Annotated in this window: 17 protein-coding genes; 14 read left to right on the top strand and 3 right to left on the bottom strand. The window is 64.1% G+C overall.

Annotation, left to right across the window (positions count from 1 at the left end; translation table 11 throughout):
• Positions 1-3 precede the first annotated feature (3 nt).
• From araH to EN861_RS03510, 4 genes are read left to right on the top strand one after another with little or no spacing between them, the layout of a single operon-like run.
• Positions 4-954 carry an L-arabinose ABC transporter permease AraH gene (araH, locus tag EN861_RS03525; RefSeq protein ID WP_135862381.1) on the top strand — a complete coding sequence of 317 codons (951 nt, stop codon included), beginning with the start codon at positions 4-6 and terminating at the stop codon, positions 952-954.
• 24 nt (positions 955-978) lie between these two features.
• Positions 979-1,758 carry an SDR family oxidoreductase gene (locus EN861_RS03520; RefSeq protein ID WP_135862379.1) on the top strand — a complete coding sequence of 260 codons (780 nt, stop codon included), beginning with the start codon at positions 979-981 and terminating at the stop codon, positions 1,756-1,758.
• 17 nt (positions 1,759-1,775) lie between these two features.
• Positions 1,776-3,488: an L-arabinonate dehydratase gene (gene araD / locus EN861_RS03515; protein WP_135862377.1), complete on the top strand. Its 1,713-nt coding sequence runs from the start codon at positions 1,776-1,778 to the stop codon at positions 3,486-3,488.
• An 11-nt stretch (positions 3,489-3,499) separates the two neighbouring features.
• A complete protein-coding gene (locus EN861_RS03510) occupies positions 3,500-4,405 on the top strand; it encodes a dihydrodipicolinate synthase family protein (protein WP_135862375.1) in 906 nt (301 codons plus the stop codon).
• A gap of 14 nt (positions 4,406-4,419) precedes the next feature.
• On the opposite strand, the gene EN861_RS03505 is transcribed toward EN861_RS03510, so the two are convergent.
• The 3 genes from EN861_RS03505 to EN861_RS03490 all read right to left on the bottom strand — a co-directional run bounded on the left by EN861_RS03505 (position 4,420) and on the right by EN861_RS03490 (position 7,692).
• A complete protein-coding gene (locus EN861_RS03505) occupies positions 4,420-5,166 on the bottom strand; it encodes an SDR family NAD(P)-dependent oxidoreductase (RefSeq protein WP_127278175.1) in 747 nt (248 codons plus the stop codon).
• A gap of 60 nt (positions 5,167-5,226) precedes the next feature.
• Positions 5,227-6,738 carry an altronate dehydratase family protein gene (locus tag EN861_RS03500; protein WP_135862373.1) on the bottom strand — a complete coding sequence of 504 codons (1,512 nt, stop codon included), beginning with the start codon at positions 6,736-6,738 and terminating at the stop codon, positions 5,227-5,229.
• Between the two features lie 279 nt (positions 6,739-7,017).
• Entirely contained in the window at positions 7,018-7,692 is a 675-nt protein-coding gene (locus EN861_RS03490; protein WP_127278177.1) for a GntR family transcriptional regulator, read from the bottom strand.
• Between the two features lie 332 nt (positions 7,693-8,024).
• Here EN861_RS03490 and EN861_RS03485 point away from each other — a divergent pair, with 332 nt between their 5' ends.
• The 10 genes from EN861_RS03485 (at position 8,025) to EN861_RS03440 (ending at position 19,651) form a co-directional block, all read left to right on the top strand.
• Complete coding sequence (locus EN861_RS03485; protein ID WP_135862371.1) at positions 8,025-9,527, top strand: sugar ABC transporter ATP-binding protein; 1,503 nt, start codon at positions 8,025-8,027, stop codon at positions 9,525-9,527.
• A complete protein-coding gene (locus EN861_RS03480) occupies positions 9,524-10,513 on the top strand; it encodes an ABC transporter permease (RefSeq protein WP_189343544.1) in 990 nt (329 codons plus the stop codon). Before EN861_RS03485 ends, EN861_RS03480 begins: the two co-directional genes overlap by 4 nt.
• Positions 10,513-11,544, top strand: coding sequence for an ABC transporter permease (locus EN861_RS03475; protein WP_135862369.1), 1,032 nt, complete (start codon positions 10,513-10,515; stop codon positions 11,542-11,544). The genes EN861_RS03480 and EN861_RS03475 overlap by 1 nt, the downstream gene beginning before the upstream one ends.
• A gap of 14 nt (positions 11,545-11,558) precedes the next feature.
• Positions 11,559-12,494, top strand: a complete 936-nt coding sequence (locus EN861_RS03470; RefSeq protein WP_135862367.1) for a sugar ABC transporter substrate-binding protein — start codon at positions 11,559-11,561, stop codon at positions 12,492-12,494.
• A gap of 248 nt (positions 12,495-12,742) precedes the next feature.
• Complete coding sequence (gene ssuD, locus EN861_RS03465; RefSeq protein ID WP_135862364.1) at positions 12,743-13,915, top strand: FMNH2-dependent alkanesulfonate monooxygenase; 1,173 nt, start codon at positions 12,743-12,745, stop codon at positions 13,913-13,915.
• Entirely contained in the window at positions 13,912-15,372 is a 1,461-nt protein-coding gene (locus EN861_RS03460) for an FAD/NAD(P)-binding protein (protein WP_135862362.1), read from the top strand. Before ssuD ends, EN861_RS03460 begins: the two co-directional genes overlap by 4 nt.
• 168 nt (positions 15,373-15,540) lie before the next feature.
• On the top strand, positions 15,541-16,644 hold the full coding sequence (gene sfnG, locus EN861_RS03455) for a dimethylsulfone monooxygenase SfnG (protein WP_127280761.1): 1,104 nt from the start codon (positions 15,541-15,543) through the stop codon (positions 16,642-16,644).
• 117 nt (positions 16,645-16,761) lie between these two features.
• Positions 16,762-17,715, top strand: coding sequence for an ABC transporter ATP-binding protein (locus tag EN861_RS03450; protein ID WP_127872964.1), 954 nt, complete (start codon positions 16,762-16,764; stop codon positions 17,713-17,715).
• Positions 17,712-18,611, top strand: coding sequence for a branched-chain amino acid ABC transporter permease (locus EN861_RS03445; RefSeq protein ID WP_127279155.1), 900 nt, complete (start codon positions 17,712-17,714; stop codon positions 18,609-18,611). The genes EN861_RS03450 and EN861_RS03445 overlap by 4 nt, the downstream gene beginning before the upstream one ends.
• Before the next feature lie 2 nt (positions 18,612-18,613).
• The gene (locus tag EN861_RS03440) at positions 18,614-19,651 is read left to right on the top strand and encodes a branched-chain amino acid ABC transporter permease (RefSeq protein ID WP_135862360.1); all 1,038 of its coding nucleotides are present in this window, start codon (positions 18,614-18,616) and stop codon (positions 19,649-19,651) included.
• Positions 19,652-19,674: the final 23 nt, after the last annotated feature.

The raw sequence follows: 19,674 nt of genomic DNA, 5'->3' as shown, positions 1-19,674 counted from the left end.
GACATGACCGATCAGCTGAAGAAGATTGTGCTCGGCGAACAGGGCCTCGTCGTCATCTTCGTCGTTGCCTTCGCGCTGGTCTCGCTGCTGGTTCCCAATTTCCTCACCGACCGCAATATGCTTGGCCTGCTGCAGTCGGTGGTTACCGTCGGCATCGTTGCCTGCACCATGATGTTCTGTCTCGCGGCGCGCGACTTCGACCTGTCGGTTGGCTCCATCGTTGCCTTCGCTGGCATGGTCGCGGTGATGGCGTCGAACTACTCAGGCTCGATCCTGCTCGGGCTGCTGGCGGCGATCGCCTGCGGTGCCTTTGTCGGCTTCATCAACGGTGTCGTCATCGCCAAATTCCGCATCAACGCGCTGATCACGACGCTGGCGACCATGCAGATCGTGCGCGGCCTTGCACTCATCGCATCCGACGGGCGCGCCGTCGGCATCAACAGCCCGGATTTCTATCAGCTCGCGCTGTCGAAATTCCTAGGCATACCGACGCCCGTCTGGGTGCTGGCGGTTCTGTTCGGCATTTTTGGCTTCGTGCTCAACCGCACCGTCTTCGGCAAGAACACGCTGGCCATTGGCGGCAATCCTGAAGCGTCACGGCTGGCCGGCGTCAATGTCGACCGCACGCGCATCTGGATTTTCGCCCTGCAAGGCGTCGTCTGCGGCATCGCCGGCATCCTGCTGGCGTCACGCATCACCTCCGGACAGCCCAACGCGGCGGTCGGGCTTGAACTCTCGGTCATCTCGGCCTGCGTGCTCGGCGGCGTGTCGCTTGCCGGCGGCCGCGCCACAATGTCGGGCGTCATCGTCGGCGTGCTGATCATGGGCATCGCCGAGAACGCCATGAACCTGCTCAACATCCCGGCCTTCTACCAATACATCGTGCGCGGCGTGATCCTGCTGCTCGCCGTGCTGCTCGACAATCTGCGTTCGTCGGCCTTGGGCAGGCGTTGACCATGTTCGACTGGAGTGACACTCATGGCTGAGCGCCTGTCCGGCAAACGCATCTTCCTGACAGGCGCCGCGCAAGGCATCGGGCTGGCCATCGCCGAGGCCTGTCTTGCCGAGGGTGCGAAATTGTTCCTCGTCGACCAGGACGGCGCGTTGCTGGAGAAGACCGTCGCGGGCCTCGTGGCGCCCAAGGGGCATGTCGGGCATTCGACAGCCGACATCAGCGACGGGCCCGCGATAAAAGCAGCCATTGCCCGCGCGAACGCCGAGATAGGTCTGGTCAATGCATTGATCAACAATGCGGGAATGAACGTTTTCTCGACGCCGCTGGAGGCCACCGAAGAGGAGTGGACCCGCAATTTCGACGTCAACGTCAAGGGCGCCTGGAACTGCAGCAAGGCGGTGCTGCCGGGCATGCTGGCGAATGGCGGCGGGGCGATCCTCAACATCGCCTCGACCCACGGCTTCACCATCATCCCGCACACTTTTCCCTATCCTGTCGCCAAGCACGCCCTGCTTGGGCTGACCAAATCGCTGGCGCTCGAATATGCCGGGCAGGGCGTGCGCGTGAACGCGCTGGCGCCGGGCTATGTCGAGACGCAGAAGGCCATCGACTACTGGAACAGTTTTCCTGATCCGGCGGCGGCGCGCGCCAACACCATGGCGCTGCATCCCGGCGGCCGCATTGCCTCGGCGCGCGAGATCGCCCTTGCCGCCGTGTTCATGATTTCCGACGAGTGCCCGTTCATGAACGCGGCGACCCTCGTCGTCGATGGCGGGCTGAGCCAGCTTCAGCATCCCGCCTGAGCACCGGGAGAAGGCCATTGACCAGGAGACGATCGCAGCATTGGTTCGGCGGCCAAGGCAAGGATGCCTTCATCCATCGCAGCTGGATGAAGAACAACGGCCTGCCCGACGATGCTTTCGATGGCCGCCCGGTGATCGGCATCTGCAATACCTTCTCCGAATTCACCCCGTGTCATGTGCATTTTCGCGGTCTGGTCGAGCACATCAAGGCCGGTGTGCTGGAGGCCGGCGGCCTGCCTCTGGAATTCCCCGTGTTCTCCTGCGGCGAATCCAATCTGCGGCCGACGGCGATGCTGTTCCGCAACCTCGCCTCGATGGATGTCGAGGAGGCGATCCGCGGCAATCCGATGGATGGCGTCGTGCTTATGGCCGGATGCGACAAGACCACGCCGTCGCTGGTCATGGGGGCCGCCTCCTGCGACCTGCCGTCGATCGTCATTTCCGGTGGGCCGATGCTCAATGGCCGCTTCCAGGGTCGTCAGATCGGCTCCGGCACCGATGTGTGGAAATTCTCCGAGGATGTGCGAGCCGGCATCATGAGCGAGCACGATTTCGCCAATGCCGAGAGCGCCATGTCGCGCTCGCCAGGGCACTGCATGACCATGGGTACGGCCTCGACCATGGCCTCGATGGTCGAAGCGCTCGGGCTGGCATTGCCCGGCAACGCCGCCTATCCCGCCGTCGACGCGCGACGCAACCGCATCGCCCGCATGACCGGGCGGCGTATCGTCGAGATGGTCAATGACGATCTGCGCCCGTCGGCCGTTCTTACCAAGCAGGCTTTCGCCAACGCCATCCGCGTCAACGGCGCCATCGGCGGCTCGACCAATGCGGTCGTGCATCTGCTGGCGATTGCAGGCCGCGTCGGCACCGAACTCAGCCTCGATGACTGGGATGCCTTCGGTCGCGACGTGCCGACCATCCTCGACCTGATGCCATCAGGCCGTTTCCTGATGGAGGATTTCTGCTACGCCGGCGGCATTCCGGCGGTCATGAAAGAGATCGCCGACATGCTCGATCTCGACGCGCTGACGGTCACCGGCAAGCGCGTACGCGACAACATCGCCGACGCCCGGAATGACAATCCCGAGGTCATCCGTCCGCGCAACAGGGCGCTGACGCCGCATGGCGGTATCGCGGTGCTGCGTGGCAATCTGGCACCCGATGGCGCCATCATCAAACCGTCGGCCGCTTCACCATCCCTGATGAAGCATCGCGGCCGCGCCGTCGTCTTCGAGGACATAGACGACTACAAGGCGCGCATCGACGATCCCGCACTCGACATCGACGAGACCTCGATCATGGTGCTCAGGAATTGCGGCCCCAAGGGCTATCCGGGCATGGCCGAGGTCGGCAACATGGCGCTGCCGCAAAAGCTCCTGAAAAAGGGCGTCCGCGACATGATCCGCATTTCCGACGCCCGCATGTCCGGCACCGCCTTCGGCACGGTCGTGCTGCATGCCGCACCCGAAGCCGCCGTCGGTGGTCCGCTGGCGCTGGTCAGGAGCGGCGACATGATCGAACTCGATGTCGAGGCGCGGAAGCTGCATCTCGACGTGTCGGAACAGGAGCTGGCGCGGCGGCGTCAATCCTGGCAGCCGCCCGAGCCGGCGATGCGCGGCGGCTATCAGGGCCTCTATGTCGACCATGTCCTGCAGGCCGACCGTGGCGCCGATCTCGACTTTCTGGTCGGCAACCGTGGCCACGCCATTCCGCGCGAAAGCCATTGAGGGCGCGTGGGATGCCAAAATTCCAGCCCGATGATTTCCACGGCATTCACGCCATCCTCTACGCCCTGTTCGACGCCCAGGAAAAACTCGACCGCGCGGCGATGCGCAGGCAGGTCGAGATCTGCCTGGCGAGCGGCGTGCATGGGATGGCGGCGCTTGGCCTCGCGACAGAAGTCGCCAAGCTGACCGAGGCGGAGCGCCGCACGATCATGGAGTGGACGGCGCAGGACACCGCCGGCAAGGTACCGCTCGCCTTCACCATCTTCGGGTCTTCCGTTGCCGAGCAGATATCCCAGGTCCGGCATGCGGAAAGCCTCGGCGCAGATTGGGTCATCCTGCAGCCGCCGCCAGTTGGATCCTATGGAGCGCCCGAATACATCCGCTTTTTTGGCCGCGTCGCCGAGGCAACCGACCTGCCGGTGGCGATCCAGAACGCGCCGGCCTTTTTCGGCCGTGGCCTGACATCGGACGAGATTCGCGAGCTCGTCACGCTCCACCCCAACATCAGGCTGATCAAGGGCGAAGGCCCGGTCACCGACATTGCCGGCCTGATCGAGCGCACCGAAGGCCGCATCCCCGTCTTCAACGGGCGGGGCGGGCTGGAATTGACCGACAATTTCCGCATCGGTTGCCGTGGCATGATCCTGGCGCCTGATGGCATCGACCACGCCGTGCGCGCCTATCAGGCGTTCCGCGCCGAAGACGAAGCAGCGGCCGAGGCGGCGTACGAAAGAATGCTGCCGGCGGCGGTCTTCGTCATGCAAGGCATCGAGAACCTGATCTGCTACGGCAAGCGGCTGTTCGGCGCCCGCGCCGGTATCCAGATTCACGACCGTGCGCCAGCGATGCGGCCAAACGAGACCGGGCTTGCGATGGTGCAGCGCTTCGCCGCCAGCCTTGGTCGGCTGTCTGCCTGAACAGCGTCTTTCCGTCAGTAGGTCGTTCGCCCGCCCGACAGGTCGAAGGTGGAAGCGGTTGTAAAGCTGTTTTCCTTGGAGACGAGCCAGGCGACCATGGCGGCGGCCTCGTCGACCTCCAGCAGGCGGCCGCGCGGGATGCGCGAGCGCATGTATTCGATGTGCTCGGCCGTCAGCTGTTCGAGGATGCGCGTCTGCGCAGTGGCCGGCGAGATGCAGTTGACGGCGATGTCGTACTGCGCCAGCTCCTTGCCGAGCGACTTGGTCATGCCGATGACGGCGGCCTTCGAGGCCGAATAGGCGGCGGCGTTGGGGTTGCCCTCCTTGCCTGCGACCGAGGCGATGTTGACGATGCGCCCGTAATTGCGCTCCTTCATCCCCGGCACCACGGCGCGGTTGACGTAGAAGGTGCCGTTGACGTTGACGTCGATGATTTTCTTCCACACATCGACGTCGTAGGTGTCGAGCGGGGCGGCGGGGCCGGCAATGCCCGCCGAATTGACGAGGATGGAGATCTTGTTCGCGATCTCCTCCGTCCTGGCACGCGCGGCGTCCACCGAACCCCAGTCGGCTATGTCCACGACCAGCGTCGTGGCTGCCTTGCCGAGTTCCCGCTTGGCCGTATCGAGGCGCGCCTCGTCGAGGTCCCACAAGGTGACCGTCGCGCCCGAGGCGACAAAACGCTTTGCCATCGCGAAGCCGAGGCCTTGCGCGCCTCCGGTAACCACGGCGTGTTGGCCGTCAAGGTCTATCCTGTTCATGCCGAGCGGTTCTTTCCGTCTGAGATACTGGGGGGTACGTGTTGAAAGTGAGCGGTACTGCTACATCGTCGCGCCGAGGCTCCAGGGCACGAACTCATTGTCGCCATAGCCGAGCGCTTCCGACTTGGTGCGCCCGCCCGATGCCACGCGCAGGATCTCGGCGAAGATCTCCTCGCCCTTGTCCGCCAGCGTCACGCCGTCGAGGATGTCGCCGCAATTGATGTCCATGTCGTCGGGCATCTGCTCGAAGATGAAGGAGTTGGAGGCGAGCTTGATCGACGGCGTCGGCTTGCAGCCGAAGGCCGAACCGCGCCCGGTGGTGAAGCACAATATGTTGGCGCCGCCCGCCACCTGACCGGTCGCCGAGACCGGGTCGTAGCCTGGCGTGTCCATGAAGACGAGGCCGCGCTCGTTGATAGGCTCGGCATATTCCAGCACCGCGCGCAGATTGGTCGTGCCGCCCTTGGCGGAGGCGCCCAGCGACTTCTCCAGGATGGTGGTCAGCCCGCCGAGCTTGTTGCCGGGAGACGGATTGTTGTTCATCTCCATGTCGTGCCTGGCGGTATAGTCCTCCCACCAGCGGATACGCTCGACCAGCTTTTCGCCGACGGCCCGGCTTTCGGCTCGGCGCGTCAAGAGATGCTCCGCGCCGTAGATTTCGGGTGTTTCAGAAAGGATGGCGGTCCCTCCCTGGGCGACCAGCAGATCCACTGCCGCGCCCAGCGCCGGATTGGCGCTGATACCGGAATAGCCGTCCGAGCCGCCGCATTGCAGCGCCAGCACCAGCTCAGAAGCCGGCTGTGGCGTCCGCTCCGCGGCATTGACGATCGGCAGCATCTCGACGATGGCCTTCACCCCGGCATCGACGGTCTTGCGGGTGCCGCCGGTTTCCTGGATCGTCATTGTGCGGAACGTGGTGCTTTCCTCGATGTTATAAGATTGCATCCAACGCGGGATCTGGAAAGCTTCGCAGCCAAGTCCGACCATCAGCACGCCGCCGACATTGGGATTGGTGGCAAAACCCCACTGCGTGCGCTTCAGCAGATCGTAGGCCGGGCCCTTGGTGTCGATGCCGCATCCGGTGCCGTGCACGAGCGCAATGGCGCCGTCGACATTGGGATAGTCGCGCAGCATGCCTGAGCGGTTGACCTCTTCCACGATGAAGCGGGCGACGCTGGCCGAGCAGTTTACCGAGGTCAGGACGGCGATGAAATTGCGCGTGCCGACTTTGCCGTTGGACCTGCGGTAGCCCATGAAAGTCGCCCGTTCGCCATCTGGAAGGAACGGCGTTTCCCTGACGTCGGTGCCATGCTCGTAGTCGCGCTCGAAATCGCGCAGGTAGACATTGTGCTCGTGCACCCAATCTCCGGCCGCGATCGGCCCACGCGCGAAGCCGATGGTTTGGCCATACTTTACGATCGGTTCATCCGCCCCGATGTCGAGCATGGCCATCTTGTGGCCGCGCGGGATGCGAGCCCTCGCAGCCACGTCGCCGGCCTTCTCGCCGGCCGCCAATGGATCGACCGCCAGTAGGATGTTGTCGGCGTGCGATAGCTTAATGAAGCGCGTCATTACCCAAACTCTGAAAAGGCCACCCCGAACAAAGCCGGGGGGCGAAAGGCGTAAGGAATACTAATATAATAGAATGTTAGTGGTCAAGCGTCGCCTGGATAAGCTGCGTTCGCCGGGCGTTAAGGAAGACAGTTGGTGGCGGAACGGATGACGGCCAGCACCTCCGGCCAGACCGCGGCGTGCGCGCTGGTATTCCGCGATCGCCTATGCCTTCAGGCCGATACAAAGTCCCATTCTTCGCATGTGCCAATCATGTCCCGGTTGCGGTGCCGTCCGGCTTCAGCCGAGAAGCTCGGCGGCGACTTCGAGCGTGTTGCGGAAGGACGTTTCGAGGTGGTGCTCCATCGCCCGCGCGGCGCCTTCGGCATCGTGACGCTTCAGCGCGTCGAGGATGGCTTCGTGCTGCTCGATCGTCTGTTCGCCGTAGCCGGGCTTTGGAATGGCGAGGTAGCGGCCGCGATCCATCTGCGCCTTGGAAATATCGACGGCGCGCCAAATCATCGGCAGGCCGCAAATCTCGGCAATGGTGCGATGAAAGACGTCGTCGAGCTGGATCGCGGTGGCGTATCGGCCGCGCGATATGGCAAGCCGATGTGCCGCCATATTGTCCTCCAGCAGTTCCGCCGACGCCGGTGTGAGCTTGACGGCCGCGCGCCGTGCGCTCTCCATCTCCAGTGCCCGCCGGATGACATAGGCTTCTTCCAGATCGGCACGACTGATCGGCGCGACATAGGTGCCGGTCTGCGCCAGGATCTTCACCAGGCCTTCGTCGCTGATGCGCTTGACGGCTTCCCGCACCGGCGTGCGCGAGACGCCGAGCGCTTCGGCGATCGCCACCTCGTTGATCACTTCCCCCGGCTTCATCTGCCCGACGACGATCAGGTTGCGGATCTTGTGATAGATCTGATCGCGGAGCGGCAGAGCCCGATTGAGGGTCGAAGGGTCAAGGTCCATGGCAAATCCGTAGCTTCGTTCACCGGAAATGATCAGATTATATTAGAATGTAAATCGGAATGCACCCGATGCGAGGGGGTGGTCTCTATCGACGATGGGATGGTCGCGCAGGTCATCGGAATCCAGCTTGCCAGAACTGTTATATTAGTGCAATAGATCCTCGATAGTGATGAATTTCACCGCGAAGTGAAGGCCTGAACCAAGCTGCACGCCGAGAGGCATGCCTTCTGGCCGCATTGGTTCGCGCTCTAAAATGGAAATTATACTAAAATAACACAACAGCTCGATGCCAGGGACAACGGGCCGGCCTGCCGGGAGGAACCTAGCCAGACATGACTGTCGCCGCCGACTGCGCCTTGGACATGAGAGGCATAAGCAAGACGTTTCCGGGCGTGAAGGCTCTGTCAAACGTCAATTTTGCCGTCAGGTTCGGCACCGTGCATGCGGTCGTGGGCGAGAACGGCGCCGGCAAATCGACGCTGATGAAAGTGCTCAACGGCTCCTACGCGCCGACCAGCGGCACCATCAAGGTCGGTGGCGCCGAGGTGCGCATGCGCCGTCCCGCCGACGCCCAGGCTCTCGGCATCCGCATGGTGCACCAGGAAATCAATCTGGTGCCGGACCTGACTGTCGCGGAAAACGTTTATCTCGGCCGCATGCCCGGCAAATGGACCTTTCTGCGCAAGGGCGAGATGGTCAGGAAGGCCGGCGCCGTCCTTGCAGAACTCGGAGCGGCCATCAATCCGCGCGAGCGGTTGGGCAATCTGTCGATCAGCCAGCAGCAGCTCGTCGAGATCGCCAAGGCCTATGCCGCGCAACCCCGGATCATCGTGCTGGATGAGCCGACATCGAGCCTCAGCGAGCATGAAACAACAGCGCTGTTCAGGATCCTGCGCAAGATGCGCGATGACGGCATCGCCATCATCTACATCAGTCATCGCTTGAAGGACGTGCTCGAGATCGCCGACGAGGTGACCGTGCTGCGCGACGGCTCCATGATCGAGACGCGCCCGATCGAAGGCATCACCGCCGCGCAGATGATCAGGCTGATGGTCGGCCGCGAGGTCAGCAACGTCTTTCCCAAAAGCCAGGCCGAGATCGGCAAGTCGGTGCTGCGCGTCGAGCGCATCAGCGACGGCACGCGCTTCCGCAATGTCAGCTTCGAGGTGCGAGCCGGCGAGATACTGGGCCTGACCGGCCTGGTCGGTGCCGGCCGCACCGAGGTGGCGCGCGCAATCTTCGGCCTGTCGCGCCTCGTCGAGGGCACGGTCAGCGTCAACGGCCGCGAGGTCTCGATCAATTCCCCATCGCAGGCCGTTAAGGCCGGGATTGCGTACGTTCCGGAGGACCGCAAGGGCGATGGCATCGTGCCTGGCATGTCGATCCGGGAGAACATCAGCCTGCCCATCCTGCGGCGCCTGAGCCGTTTCGGGCGCATCAGGCGAAGTGCCGACCGGGCATTGGCGGCGGACTACGTGAAGCAGTTTTCGATTTCGCCGCCCGATGGCGAACGGCGCATCAATCTCCTTTCCGGCGGCAATCAGCAGAAGGCGGTCATCGCCAAATGGCTTGCCGCCAGGCCGTCGGCGCTGATCCTCGACGAGCCGACGCGCGGCGTCGACGTCGGCGCCAAGGCCGAGATCCACAACATCATCGGCCAGCTCGTCGCAAGCGGCATGGCGGTGGTGATGATCTCGTCCGAACTGCCCGAGATCCTGGGCGTCTGCGACCGTGTCGTGGTCATGCGCGACGGACATGCCTGCGAGCCGCTGGAGCGCGCCGAACTCAGCGAAGAGCGCATCATGGCCCTGGCGACCGGGGAGGAAATGGCGTGACCGACGCGGCCGTGGAGATCGTCACCCCCGACCGCTTTACGCGCGGCAGCAAGCTTGTCGATGCCCTGTCTAAGGCGGGCCTCGCTTTCGCCATCCTGGCCGTCATGCTCTATGGCTCACTTGTCAGCCCTGCTTTCTTCACATCCGGCAACCTCCTCAATGTGCTGACCTCGATGTCCATCGTCGGCATCGTCGTCGTCGGCATGACCTTCGTGCTGGTGGTCGGTGGCCTGGCTGACCTGTCGGTGCCGGCCACGATCGCCTGCGGCGCCATCCTGTCGCTCGGGCTGCAGCCGATGATCGGGCCTCTGCCCGCCTTTGTCCTTGCGGTCGGCCTCGCCGGTCTGATCGGCCTGCTCAACGGCGTGCTGGTCGGTTATGTCGGCATCAATCCCATCATCGCCACGCTCGGCATCGGCACCATCGGGCTGGGCATCGTCCAGGCTGCCGTTGGCGGCGTCATCGTCTATGGCAGCAATCCCGCCTCGGCCGAATTCGCCAAGGGCCGCCTGTTCGGCATTCCGGTCGTGGTGCTGATCTTCCTGGTCATTGCCCTCATCGGCCATTTCGTCCTGTCGCGCTCCTTCTGGGGCCGATGGACGCTCGCCACCGGCGGCAATTACAGCGCCGCCGAGGCAAGTGCCGTCCCCGTGCAGGCCGTGAAGGCCGGCGCCTTTGTGATCACGGCACTCGCCTCCGGCATTTCAGGCGGGCTGCTCGGCCTGACCTTGCAAAGCGCACGACCGCTCATCGGCGCCGGCTATGAATTCAGCGCCATCACCGCGGTGGTGGTCGGTGGCGTCTCGATCATCGGCGGCTTCGGCTCCGTGCCGCGGGCGATCGCCGGGCTGATCTTCGTGCAGCTTCTGACCAACGTCATGGTGCTCGACGGCGTGCGCACGCCGATCCAGGGTTTCGTGCTCGGCATCCTGATTGTCGGGGCTGTCGGCATGGATGCCGCGTTGCGCAAGCGGGGAGTGGCGTGATGCGTCTTCTCGTCCTCGCCTCGCGATACCGGGTCGTGATCATCCTCGGCCTTACCCTGGTCGCTTCCGCGCTGCTCGTTCCGGGTTATCTGTCGGCTTCGACGCTCAGCCTCGGCCTCGACAGGGCGGCCACGATCGGCCTGATTGCCATTGGGCTTACCGTGCTTCTGATATCGGGCCAGATCGACCTATCCGGTGGCGCGGTGTTCGCGCTGGCCGGGATCGTATCCGTCATCCTGCAACGAGAGATCGGCATCCTGCCCGCCGCAATCGTCGCCATCCTTGCCGGCACGCTGGCGGGCGCCATCAACGGCGCCCTGGTCGTCGGGCTGAAGGTGAATTCGCTCGTCCTGACACTGGCCACGATGCTGATCTTCCGCTCGCTGGCGCACTGGATCACCAACAGCCAGCCGGTGTCGGGCACTGACATCATGCTTTCGCTGGCTCTGGCCAAGATCTACCTCGATGTCTTCACCATTCGCAGCGCACTGTTCATCATCCTGATCGTACTGCTGCATTTCTGGCTGACGCGCACCATTCCGGGCCGCAATGTCTTTGCCGTCGGATCCAATCCGGCGGCCGCCAAGGAGAGCGGCATCGCTTCGGACCGCATCGTCTTTCTCGGCTTTGTCTTTGCCGGCACGCTTGCTGGCTTCGCCGGGGTTCTCCAGAGCCTCGTCACCAACACCGGTTCGCCCGTCTTCGGCTCGGAGCTGACGGTTGCCGTCATCGCCGCGGTCGTTGTCGGCGGAACCCGCCTCGAAGGCGGCAGAGGATCCGCGCTCGGCACGCTTGGCGGCGTGCTGACGATCGGCTCGCTGACCATCGCGATGGAGTTCCAGTCCGTTCCCGCATACGTCCAGCAGGTCGTATCGGGGCTCATCCTGATCCTGCTCGTCATGCTCGATCGGGCCGTTACCACCAAGGGGAGGGCTCAGGGCACGCGCCCCGCGCTCGTTCGCGACGATCCAATCACTCAAGGAGGAAAAGCATGGTTGGGAGGAAAAGCATGGTTGGGAGGAAAAGCATGATTGGGAGGAAAGATATGATTGGCAAGAGAAGCATGCTCCAGATCGCCGCCGTGGCGTTGCTGGCGTCGACAGGCTGGGCCAATGCCAAGACGGTCTGCTATGTGACGGCGGCGGATTCGCACGCCTATGCGACGCCGGCCAACAAGGCGCTCGAGGCCCGTGCCAAGGAACTCGGCGTCGAGATTCTCAGCCTGAGTCAGGACTTCGACGTCCAGAAGGGCACCGAGCAGCTCAACACCTGCGTGGCGCGCAAGGTTGACGGCATCATCCTGTGGCCGCTCGACCCGCAGGCCTACATCCCTGGCCTGGCCCGCGCGCAGCAGGCCAACATCCCGGCGATCCTCATCAATTCGCCGATGAGCGACGACGCCAAGCCGTTCATCAAGTCCTTCACCGGACCTGACGTCTACGAGGAAGGCAAGCTGGCGGCGGATTCGCTGAGCAAGGCGCTCGGCGGCAAGGGCTCTGTCGTGATCATCGCCGGCCAGGCCGGCAACGGCACGACGATCGGCCGTGTCAGCGGCTTCACCGACCGCCTCAAGGAAACCAGCGCCGACATCAAGGTGCTCGACACCGTCAATGCCGACTTCGACCAGCAGAAGGCGCTTGTCGTGAGCCGCGACCTCATCACTCGCTTCGGTGACCAGATCAGCGGCGTCTATGCCAATGACGACACCATGGCACGCGGCTTCATCGACGCCTGGAAGGAGGCCAATCCCTCCAAGGCGGCGCCGCCGATCGTCGGCATCAACGGCCAGAAGGACGCGTTCGAATCGATCCGCACCAACGAAATGTATTCGACCATCGTGCAGTCGCCGGTCGAGGACGGCCGCCTGGCGATCGACACCATGGCCGAGATCATCGACGGCAAGGAGGTCAAGGACCGGCTGCCGATCCCGCTGACCGTCGTCACCAAGGACAATGTCAACGCGGTGGAACCGGCGTTCTGACAAGGCCAAGGCCGGCCCTGCATAGTGGGCCGGCCTCTCCGCTCGTTGCGGACGGCGCAGCATGAGGAAGAATTTCTAATTGCGGCGGAGGATTTGGAATAAACTAACTCTACAGAATTTATAGAATAAGCAATCTGCATCGGCGATCTGTTTCCCGGACAGGACCACGCCATGCCCGACCTTTTGCGCCTGCCTTCAACCGCCCCAGACCTAGGCCGTCACCGCCGCCATCCAGCGGGAGGCAGGTCATGAGCCGCGATGTCGCCGACCGCATCAAGGTGCTCTGGTTCCTGCCGACACATGGCGACAGCCGCTATCTCGGCACGACCGAAGGCGGCAGGGCTGTTGACCTGCCCTATCTGACGCAGGTGGCGAAAGCGGCCGACACGCTGGGCTATTACGGCGTGCTGTTGCCGACCGGCCGGGCCTGCGAGGATTCCTGGGTGATTGCCTCGGCGTTGGCGCCGCTGACCGAGCAGCTGCGTTTCCTCGTAGCCGTGCGGCCCGGCCTGCAGTCCCCAACGCTTGCCGCGCGCATGACCGCCACGCTCGACCGCATCTCCAACGGCCGCCTGCTGATCAACGTCGTCACCGGCGGCGATCCGCTGGAGAACAAGGGCGACGGCATTTTTCTCTCGCATGCCGAGCGCTACGAGGTGACGCAGGAATTCCTCCACATCTACAAGCGCGTGCTGAGCGGCGAGACGGTCGAGCACCAGGGCAAGCATTTCCGCATCGAGGACGGTCGCCTGCTGTTCCCGCCAGTGCAGACGCCGTATCCGCCGCTCTATTTCGGTGGCTCGTCGGACGCCGGATCGCAAGTGGCGGCGCAGGAAATCGATAAATATCTGACCTGGGGGGAACCCCCGGCCGATGTCGAACGCAAGCTCGACGCCGTGCGCGAGTTGGCCGAAAAGGCCGGCCGCAAACTTTCCTTTGGCATTCGCCTGCATGTCATCGCCCGCGAGACGACCGAACAGGCCTGGGCCGCCGCCGACCGCCTGATCAGCCGGCTCGACGACGCGACCATCGCCTCGGCGCAGAAGGTTTTTGCCCGCATGGATTCGGTCGGCCAGGCGCGCATGAGCGCGCTGCATGGCGGCCGCCGCGACAAGCTCGAGATCGCGCCCAATCTGTGGGCCGGCGTCGGCTTGGTGCGCGGCGGCGCCGGAACCGCACTGGTCGGCGACCCGGACACGGTCGCCGAGCGCATCGACGAATACCGGCGCCTCGGCATCGACACCTTCATCCTGTCCGGCTACCCGCATCTGGAGGAAGCCTACCGTTTTGGCGAACTGGTGCTGCCGAGACTGCCGACCGATCATCCGGTCAAGGCCGCCAGCTCTTCGGTCAACACCGGACCGTTCGGCGAGACCATCGCCGGCGACCATCGGCCGAAGTCGCTCGCCAGCGCCTCGTGAACGCGCTGCCTCCGGCCCGCCGATTGCGCATCGCCATCATCGGCGGCGGTTTTTCCGGTGCCGCCGTGGCCTGGCACCTTGCGCGGACAAATCGGCCGGAGCGCCTGTCGATCTCGGTGATCGAGCCGCGTTCCGCGCTTGGCGGCGGCCTTGCCTATTCCAGCGAAGAACCATCCCACCGCGTCAACGTCCCGGCCATCCGCATGAGCATGGCTCCTGAAGACCCGCAGCATTTTGCGCGCTGGTTGGCCGGCAGTGGCGAAATCGAACGGGACCCGGATGCCTTGTGGAAGAACGGCGATGTGTTTCCGCGCCGGCGTGTGTTCGGCCGCTATGTCGCCGAGCACCTTGCACCCTGGCTCGACTCCGGTGCTATCCGCCATGTCGAAGCTCAGGCTACGCAGGTAATACGAGAAGCCAATGGCGCGGCCTGGACCGTGCAGACCTCCGCCGGACCTGTCGCGGCGGACATCGTCGTGCTTGCCGCGACGCATCCTCTGCCGGCGATCCCAACTCCACTTGCCTCCTTGGCTGAAGCACCTGGCTTCATCGCCGATCCCTATGCACCGTCGGCACTTGCCGGGATCGGCCCGGAGGCGTGGGTCCTGATCGTCGGCTCCGGGCTGACCTCGGCCGACATGGTGGCCGAACTTGATCGCCGCGGCCATCGCGGCCGCATCCTGGCACTGTCGCGCCGCGGCCTGCGCTCGCGCGGCCACCCGGATATCAGACATGAGCCTTTCGGCGACTTTGCGTCGGCACCGGCCACATCGGCGCTCGGCCTGCTGAAGAACATTCGCGGCACACTGGCGGCGGCGCAGGCCGCCAGGGTCAACTGGCAGTCGGTCTTCGACCAGCTGCGCCTGCAGGGGCCGGCGCTGTGGGCGGCCCTTTCTCCGCCGGAGCGTGCAAGGCTGGTCCGCCAGCTGCGCGTGTTCTGGGACGTGCATCGCTTCAGGATCGCCCCCCAGGTCGCTGCCGTGCTCGACCGCCGCCAGACGGACGGCGCGTTCGACACCATCGCCGCCAGGCTTGTCGCGTCGAACGACGAGGGCGAGAGCCTCGCGGTCAGCTTCCAACGGCGCGGACAGACGCGGATCGAGACGGCACGCTTCGATGCCGTCATCAACACGACAGGGCCGGCTCATGGCCAGGCGCTCCAGTCAAACCCGGCGCTGCTTTCGCTGACTGAGGCCGGGCTGATCAGGGCCGACACATACGGGCTCGGTATCGAGACCAGCCTCGATAGCCTTGCGATCGGCAGCGATGCCAAGCCGGTTGCCGGGCTTTTCGTCGCCGGTCCGTTGGCGCGGGGCACGTTTGGCGAACTCATGGGCCTGCCGGAGGTCGCTCGTCATGCACAAAGGGTCGCGGCCGAAATCACTGGGTTGTTCGACACGCTCCCCTCAGCCGAGCCGGTTGGCGCCAATGCCGGGAGCGTTGCGGTCGCGCGCTGACAAGCGCAAGCCGGCCCGGCCGGCGAAAATTGGTATTTCCGTCCCGCAAGGGCTCCAAAAACGGAAAATCCTTCTTTGTATATAAATTCCATAAACATAATAAATATTGAAGAAACCCGGCTACGCGCCGGACCGATCAACGACACGGCCTGGAATGGGAGACAGTTCATGGCACATGCAGGAACCGACGCGGTCAAATTCGCCTATTGGGTGCCCAATGTTTCGGGCGGCCTGGTGATTTCCAACATCGAGCAGCGCACCAACCATTCGGCCGAGTACAACCGCAAGCTGGCCCAGATCGCCGAAAAGGCGGGCTTCGACTACGCGCTGAGCCAGATCCGTTTCACCGCCGGCTACGGTGCCGACGAGCAGCATGAATCGGTCGCGTTCAGCCATGATCTGCTGGCGGCCACCACCACGCTGAAAGTCATCGCCGCGATCCTGCCTGGCCCCTGGAACCCGGCGCTGGCGGCCAAGCAGCTTGCCACCATCAGCTATCTGACCAATGGCCGTGTCGCCATCAACCTCGTCTCCGGCTGGTTCCGTGGCGAATTCCACGCCATCGGCGAACACTGGCTCGACCATGACGAGCGCTATCGCCGCTCGGAGGAATTCATCCGCGCGCTGCGCGGAATATGGACGCAGGACAGCTTCACCTTCCGGGGTGATTTCTACCGCTTCAACGAATACTCCCTGAAGCCGAAGCCGCCGCAGCCCCTGCCCGAAATCTTCCAGGGCGGTTCCTCGCGCGCCGCCCGCGACATGGCATCGCGTGTTTCGGACTGGTACTTCACCAACGGCAACTCGCCGGCCGAAATCGCCAAGCAGGTCGATGATCTCAAGACCAAGGCACAGGCCAGCAATCATTCCGTCAAGGTCGGCGTCAACGCCTTCGCCATCGTCCGCGAGACCGAGGACGAGGCCAAGGCGGTGCTCGCCGAAATTATCGCCAAGGCTAACCCCGAGGCTGTCAACGCCTTCGGCCACGAGGTCAAGAATGCCGGCAAGGCCTCGCCGGAAGGCGAGGGCAACTGGGCAAAATCCTCCTTCGACGATCTGGTCCAGTACAATGACGGTTTTCGTTCGAACCTGATCGGCACGCCGAGGCAGGTCGCCGAGCGCATCGTCGACCTGAAGCGCGCCGGCGCCGATCTCATCCTGCTCGGCTTCCTGCACTTCCAGGAGGAGGTCGAGTATTTCGGCAAGCACGTCATTCCGCTCGTTCGCGAGCTGGAAAACGCCGAGCAGGCAGCGTCGCTGGCAGCGGAATAGTCATCTCCCCCAAAAGCTGGCCGGGCAGCCCGGCCAGCACAGGTTTTCAAGCGCGCTCGATCTTTCGGGCGGCATCGAGAATTCGTGCGCCTGCGGGCGAAATCGAGGACGATTGGAATGCCGTTGCCCAGCTATGCCTTAGGAGCGATGGAAGCCTCGGTCTACGCGCCGGAAGTCTTTGCGCGCGGCCTGCCCTCCGTGCTCCAGCCTGCACAGTTGTCCGAAGGCGACGCTGGGGCGGCCGGATCTACTGCCAATGCAACTGCTCCGCTGCTGTCGCTTCAGGGCATCGCCCTGTCGTTCGGCGGTGTCGTCGCGCTGGCCGATATCGACCTATCGGTTCGATCAGGTGAAATCCGCGCCATCATCGGCCCGAACGGCGCCGGCAAGAGCTCGCTGATCAACGTCATTAGCGGCGTCTACCGCCCAGATCGTGGCCAGGTCCGGCTCGCCGGCGTCGGCTATACCCAGGTGCCGACGCAGCGGCTGGCGCATCTCGGCGTCGCCAGGACCTTCCAGAACCTCGCTCTGTTCAAAGGGCTCAGCGTCCTCGACAATGTTGCCTCCGGCCTCGCCTACAAGGTCCGTTCCAACTTCGCCGGCCAGGTGCTCGGCATCGGCCGCTCGCGCGGCGAGCGGCGCGACGCCTTGAGCCGCTCCGCCCAGATCCTGGAATTTCTCGACCTCGCCGCCGTTCGCGATCGTCTTGCCGGCACGCTGCCCTATGGATTGCAGAAACGGGTCGAACTCGCCCGGGCGCTGGTGGCGGAACCGCGCCTGCTGCTGCTCGACGAACCGATGGCCGGCATGACAGCGAGTGAGAAAAGCGAAATGGCTGATTTCGTCCGCGCCGCGCGCGACCGCTTTGCCACCACGGTCGTCCTGATCGAGCATGATGTCGGCGTCGTCATGGGCCTGTCCGACCGTATCGCCGTTCTGGACTATGGCCGCAAGATCGCTGACGGCACCCCCGAAGAGGTCCGCAACGACCAGCGCGTCATCGATGCCTATCTCGGCATCGCCTCCGACAATGAGGCCCTCTCCTGTGATGAAGGAAGGGCGGGCATATGATCGCCGATTTCGACTACCAGTTTTTCATCGAAGTGCTCGTCGGCGGCCTGCTGTCGGGCGTCATGTATTCGCTGGTCGCGATCGGCTTCGTGCTGATCTACAAGACCTCGGGCGTGCTCAACTTCGCCCAAGGCGCGATGCTGCTGTTCGCCGCACTGACTTTCGTCAGTCTTGTCGAACGCGGTGTTCCGTTTGCACTGGCATTGGTGGCAACCTTCGCCATCATGGTGGTGATCAGCATCGCCATCGAGCGCACGGTGCTCAGGCCGCTCACCAACAAGCCGCCGATTACCCTGTTCATGGCGACGCTTGGCCTGTCCTACATCATCGAGGGCGCTGCCCAATTGATCTGGGGTACGCAGGTCCACGGTCTCGACCTCGGCATCGAGGACGTGCCGCTGGAAATCGGCGGCGTGCTGATCAGCCAGTTCGACATCTTCGCGGCGGTGGTCGCGGCCGGCATGGTTGTCGTGTTGTCGCTGTTCTTCCGCTACACCCGCATCGGCCTCGCCTTCCGCGCCGTCGCCGACGACCAGTTCGCCGCACTCGCGGTCGGCCTCAGGCTGCCGCTGATCTGGGCGACCGTCTGGGCGGCGGCCGGCCTCGTCGCGCTGGTCGCCGGGCTGCTCTGGGGTGCCCGCCTCGGCGTGCAGTTCTCGCTGTCGCTGGTGGTGCTCAAGGCGCTGCCGGTGCTGGTGCTGGGCGGCTTCGATTCCATCCTTGGCGCCATTGCCGGCGGGCTCCTGATCGGCGCCAGTGAGAAGCTCGCCGAGGTCTATATCGGCGACTATTTCGGCGGCGGCATCGAGAGCTGGTTCGCCTATGTCGTCGCGCTGGTCTTCCTCTTGATCCGTCCCTCCGGCCTGTTCGGCCAGAAGCTCGTGGAAAGGGTCTGACCATGGCCGCTATTGCAGCCGACTTCTCCGCGCCGGTGCTGCCGAAATGGATCGCGCCCGTCCTGTTGCTTGCCTTCGCCTATGGCGTCGTGCCGCTGATCGGATCGAGCTATTTGTTCGAGGCCATACTGCTGCCGTTCCTGGCGCTCGGTCTCGCCGGTGTGGGGTTGAACATCCTCACAGGCTATGCCGGCCAGGTCTCGCTGGGCAGCGCCGCCTTCATGGCGGCCGGCGCCTTCGCCGCCTATAATTTCAACTTGCGCGTCGAGGGCCTGCCGCTGATCGGCAGTATCGTTCTCGCCGGCATCGTCGCCGCTTCGATCGGCATCGTCTTCGGCCTGCCGAGCCTGCGGTTGAAGGGCTTTTATCTCGCCGTCTCGACGCTTGCCGCACAGTTCTTCGTGCAATGGGCGCTGACCAAGTTCAGCTGGTTCTCGAACAACTCCGCCTCCGGCGTCATAGACGCGCCGAGGCTTTCGATAGGAGGCTTCGCGCTCGACGGCGCCGTCGGCCGCTATCTCTTCGCGTTGACCATCGTCAGCATCCTCACCTTCCTTGCCTATCGGCTGGTCAGTTCGCAGACGGGACGAAACTTCATCGCCATCCGCGACAATGAAACCGCCGCCCGCATCATCGGCATACCGGTGCTGAAGACCAAGCTGCTGGCATTCGCCATCTCCTCCTTCATCATCGGCGTCGCCGGCGTCATCTGGGCCTTCGCTTATCTCAGGACAGTCGAGCCTGATGGCTTCGACCTCGACCGCTCGTTCCAGATCCTGTTCATCATCATCATCGGCGGCCTGGCCTCGATCGGTGGCGCCTTTTTCGGTGCCGCCCTCATCGTCGTGTTCCCGCTCGCCCTGTCGCGCCTTGGCGGCTTCCTGCTTGGAGACGTCTTTGACTCGGGCGTGCTCGACATGAGCCAGCGCATCGTGCTCGGCGCCCTCATCATCCTGTTTCTGATCCTGGAACCCGATGGGCTGGTGGCCCTGTGGGACAGGGTCCGAAGACGGCTCCTGTTCGCCTGGCAGTCGACCTGAGCCCCGCATTCACGCCTGAAAAT

This window comes from Mesorhizobium sp. M8A.F.Ca.ET.218.01.1.1 (genome assembly GCF_004791165.1).
Classification (GTDB): domain Bacteria; phylum Pseudomonadota; class Alphaproteobacteria; order Rhizobiales; family Rhizobiaceae; genus Mesorhizobium.
This window is presented reverse-complemented; position numbering and strand designations above follow the sequence as displayed.

Excerpts from the sequence above, each read along its gene's own strand:
- EN861_RS03450 (WP_127872964.1), top strand. The coding sequence starts at position 16,762 with ATGCCGTTGCCCAGCTATGCCTTAGGAGCGATGGAAGCCTCGGTCTAC.
- EN861_RS03485 (WP_135862371.1), top strand. The coding sequence starts at position 8,025 with ATGACTGTCGCCGCCGACTGCGCCTTGGACATGAGAGGCATAAGCAAG.
- araH (WP_135862381.1), top strand. The coding sequence starts at position 4 with ATGACCGATCAGCTGAAGAAGATTGTGCTCGGCGAACAGGGCCTCGTC.
- EN861_RS03445 (WP_127279155.1), top strand. The coding sequence starts at position 17,712 with ATGATCGCCGATTTCGACTACCAGTTTTTCATCGAAGTGCTCGTCGGC.
- EN861_RS03500 (WP_135862373.1), bottom strand. The coding sequence starts at position 6,738 with ATGACGCGCTTCATTAAGCTATCGCACGCCGACAACATCCTACTGGCG.
- EN861_RS03440 (WP_135862360.1), top strand. The coding sequence starts at position 18,614 with ATGGCCGCTATTGCAGCCGACTTCTCCGCGCCGGTGCTGCCGAAATGG.
- EN861_RS03470 (WP_135862367.1), top strand. The coding sequence starts at position 11,559 with ATGATTGGCAAGAGAAGCATGCTCCAGATCGCCGCCGTGGCGTTGCTG.
- EN861_RS03490 (WP_127278177.1), bottom strand. The coding sequence starts at position 7,692 with ATGGACCTTGACCCTTCGACCCTCAATCGGGCTCTGCCGCTCCGCGAT.
- EN861_RS03510 (WP_135862375.1), top strand. The coding sequence starts at position 3,500 with ATGCCAAAATTCCAGCCCGATGATTTCCACGGCATTCACGCCATCCTC.
- sfnG (WP_127280761.1), top strand. The coding sequence starts at position 15,541 with ATGGCACATGCAGGAACCGACGCGGTCAAATTCGCCTATTGGGTGCCC.
- ssuD (WP_135862364.1), top strand. The coding sequence starts at position 12,743 with ATGAGCCGCGATGTCGCCGACCGCATCAAGGTGCTCTGGTTCCTGCCG.
- EN861_RS03475 (WP_135862369.1), top strand. The coding sequence starts at position 10,513 with ATGCGTCTTCTCGTCCTCGCCTCGCGATACCGGGTCGTGATCATCCTC.
- EN861_RS03520 (WP_135862379.1), top strand. The coding sequence starts at position 979 with ATGGCTGAGCGCCTGTCCGGCAAACGCATCTTCCTGACAGGCGCCGCG.
- EN861_RS03505 (WP_127278175.1), bottom strand. The coding sequence starts at position 5,166 with ATGAACAGGATAGACCTTGACGGCCAACACGCCGTGGTTACCGGAGGC.